This window comes from Verrucosispora sp. NA02020 (assembly GCF_013364215.1).
Taxonomy (GTDB): domain Bacteria; phylum Actinomycetota; class Actinomycetes; order Mycobacteriales; family Micromonosporaceae; genus Micromonospora.
This window is the reverse complement of sequence record NZ_CP054923.1, coordinates 4,985,072-4,988,431: the sequence shown is the minus strand read 5'-3', so window position 1 is coordinate 4,988,431 and position 3,360 is coordinate 4,985,072. Positions and strand designations below refer to the sequence as shown.

Below are 3,360 nucleotides of genomic sequence, written 5' to 3'. Positions count from 1 at the left end.
CGGTGGGCACCACGACGATCGCGCGTCCGGGCGCCGGCCGCCGGACACCACGACCTGAGCACCGCGTCAGTGTCAAGTAGAGAGCCTGGTTCATGGTTGACAAAGACAACATCGAGTCCATCTCCGGCCTGGCCGCGATGCAGAAGGGCATGCTCTTCAGCCACGCCGTGGACACCGGCTCGGACGCCTATGTGGAGCAGTTCGACTTCGTGATCTCAGGCGAGGTCGACGTCGCGCACCTGCGGACGGCGCTGGCGGGTGTGTCACGCACCTACAGCGTCCTGCGGACGATCTTCTCGTACCGCAACACCGACCAGCCGTACCAGATCGTGTTGAAGGAGTGGGCGCCGCAGCTCGACGTCCTCGACTACCGGGACCGGGGCGACCAGGACCGGGACGTCGAGGAGTTCAAGGTCGCCGACCGCGCGAAGGGTTTCGACCTCAGCGCGGACGTCCTGCTGCGGGCGACCCTGATCCGGCTCGGCGACCGCCGCTGGCGTCTCGTGTTCACGTTCCACCACATCATCCTGGACGGCTGGTCGCTCAGCCCGCTGTTCGGGACGCTGATGGGCTACTACGAGGAACTGACCCGCTCCGGCGCGTACCAGCCGCAGCTCGAGGCGATGCCGTACCGCGACTACGTCGCCTGGTACGAGCGGCAGCACGACGAGGACGCCCGACGGTACTGGGCGGAGGCGCTGGAGGGCTACGAGAACGAGGCGGTCCTGCCGGCGAGCCCCCGTCCCGGCGGCTACCGTGGCGTGACCCACCGGTTCACGCTCCCCGCCGAGCTGCACGACGAGCTGAAACTCTTCGGGCAGAAGGCCGGGGTGACCCAGAGCGCCGTCTTCCAGGCGGCCTGGGGTGTCGTGCTGCAGAAGTTCACCTACGCCGACGACGTCGTCTTCGGCAGTGTGGTGTCCGGGCGCGGCATCGAGATGGCCGGCGTCGGTGACGCGGTGGGGTTGTTCTGCAACACGCAGCCGGTCCGGGTGACGACCACGCAGGACCAGCACTTCACCGGCCTGTGCCGGGACGTGCAGCAGTCGTACCTGCGGGCGAGCGCCTTCGAGCACTACGCGTTGCACGAGATTCAGGGCCTCACCCCGCTGCGGAACCGGCTTCTCAACCACGTCGTGGCCTTCGAGAACTACCCGCTGTCGGAGCAGTTGCGTGACTTCGCCGGCGACAGCGGCGAGGGGCTCGCGTTCGACGGGGTGGAGGTCTTCGAGCGGACGAGCTACGACCTGCACATCGTGGTCAACCCCGGCGCCGACTTCGCGATCACGTTCGTCTACAACGAGAACGCCTACGCGCCGGAGTTGATCCGGTCGCTGGAGCGCTGTCTGCTGAACGTCTTCACCGCGGCGGTGCGCAACCCGCGGGCGCGGGTCGCGGACATCGCCCTGTGGGAGAGCGGTGCGGTGGATGCCCCGGCGCTGGGGAGTACTCGTTCGCGCATGTTGGACTCGTCGGTGGTGGACGTGTTCGCCGAGCGTGCCGCGACCCACGCCGGGAGGACCGCGCTGGTGTGGCGGGGCAGGGAGCTCAGCTACGCGGAGGTGGACCGCTGGTCCGATGCCGTGGCCTGGGAGCTGAGGAGCCGTGGTGTGGCGCCGGGCGCGGGGGTCGGCGTGCTCGCGGACCGCCGTCCGGAACTGATCGTGGCGATCCTCGGCCTGTTGAAGAACGGGAACTTCTACGTCCCGATCGACACCAAGGACGCCAAGCCCAGGATCGAGTACGTCGTCGCCGACGCGGGCGTACGCGACCTGTGCACGGTGGCGGAGTTCGCCGACCGGGTGCCGGCGGGGGCCCGAGCGCTGCTCGTCGAGGAGCCGGCCGGGGAGGTGCCCCCGTTTCCCGGTCGGCGCGACCTGAACGGCGCCACCGCGTACCTGATGTACACGTCGGGCTCCACCGGCAACCCCAAGGGCTGCAAGATCACGCACCGCAACATCATGCGTCTCTTCGCGGACCAGGAGTTCTTCGACTTCGACGACCGTCAGGTCCTGATGTTCACCGGATCGCCCGCCTTCGACGCCAGCACCTTCGAGATCTGGGGGACGATGCTGTTCGGCGCGACCCTCGTACTCGCCGACGAGCTGGACGTGCTCGACGGTGACCTGATGCGCGAGGCGATCAAGCGCAACGAGGTGACCGCCATGTGGCTCACCGCGCCGCTCTTCAACCAGCTGTGCGACTACGACCCGGCGATCTTCGACCGGCTGGGACACCTCGTCGTCGGCGGCAGCGCGTTGTCGGTCCAGCACCTCGCGAAGGTCCGCGGCGTCTGCCCGGGCCTGCGGATCACCAACGGCTACGGTCCCACCGAGAACACGACGTTCTCCACGACGTACCAGGTCCGCGACGAGGATCTCCGCCGCGAGCGGATCCCCATCGGCCGTGCGCTGGCGCACTCCTCTGCCCACGTCCTGGACCGCGGCCTCAACCCGCTGCCGCCCGGCGCGATCGGCGAGCTGTGCGTGGGAGGCGACGGCGTGTCGACCGGTTACCACAACCGGCCGGACCTCGACCGGGTCGCCTTCGTCACGGTGCCGGCGTTATCCGGCCGGCGTCTCTATCGCACCGGTGACCTCGTGCGGGAGTTGCCCGATGGGTCGCTGGACTATCTCGGACGAGCGGACGACCAGGTCAAGATCAGCGGCTTCCGGGTCGAGTTGGGCGAGGTCGAGAGCCTGCTCCGGTCCGTCGAGCATGTCGAGGACGCCGCCGTGATCTGCGTCGAGGTGGACGGCGAGAAGAGCCTGCGCGGCTACTACGTCGCCGGTGCGCGGATCGCACCGGAGGTGGTGCGGCAGGGCATGGCGCAGCAGGCCGCCCCGTACATGATCCCCGCCGGGCTGGTGCAGCTCGACCGGATCCCGTTGACCAAGAACGGCAAGGTCGACCGTACCCGGCTGGCGCAGATCCGCCCCGAGCCGGAGTCCCGCCCCGAGGCACCGGACCTCGGACCGGTCTCCGATGCGACGCGGATCCTCTTCGAGATCATCTCGGACCTCGTCCCGGTCGAGACGATCGACGTGAACCGCAACTTCTTCGATCTCGGGATCAACTCGCTCAACCTGTTGACCATCAACAACCGGCTGCGCAAGGCGCTGGACCGGAACGTACCCCTGGTGCAGCTCTTCCAGCACACCTCCATCGCCTCCCTCGCCGCCTATCTCGACGGCGCGGACAGCGCCGACGAACCGGCCACCCCCACCGCCGACGCCGACGCCGAGGACGCCTTCGCCGAGCAGGACGAGGAGCACGCTTTCGCTGCCAGCGCGCTGCTGCGCGAGATCGCGGACGAGTTCGCCGAGGAACTCGCCGCCGAGCTTGAAGAGGAGCGCTGAC

The 3,360-nt window shown here is 68.7% G+C and carries 1 protein-coding gene; it reads left to right on the top strand.

The window, feature by feature from the left end; genetic code table 11:
• Nucleotides 1-92 precede the first annotated feature (92 nt).
• Nucleotides 93-3,359, top strand: a complete 3,267-nt coding sequence (locus tag HUT12_RS21850; protein WP_176094557.1) for a non-ribosomal peptide synthetase — start codon at nucleotides 93-95, stop codon at nucleotides 3,357-3,359.
• Nucleotide 3,360: the final 1 nt, after the last annotated feature.

Bases quoted from the DNA above. Each gene is read 5' to 3' on its own strand.
- HUT12_RS21850 (WP_176094557.1), top strand. From the start codon at position 93: ATGGTTGACAAAGACAACATCGAGTCCATCTCCGGCCTGGCCGCGATG.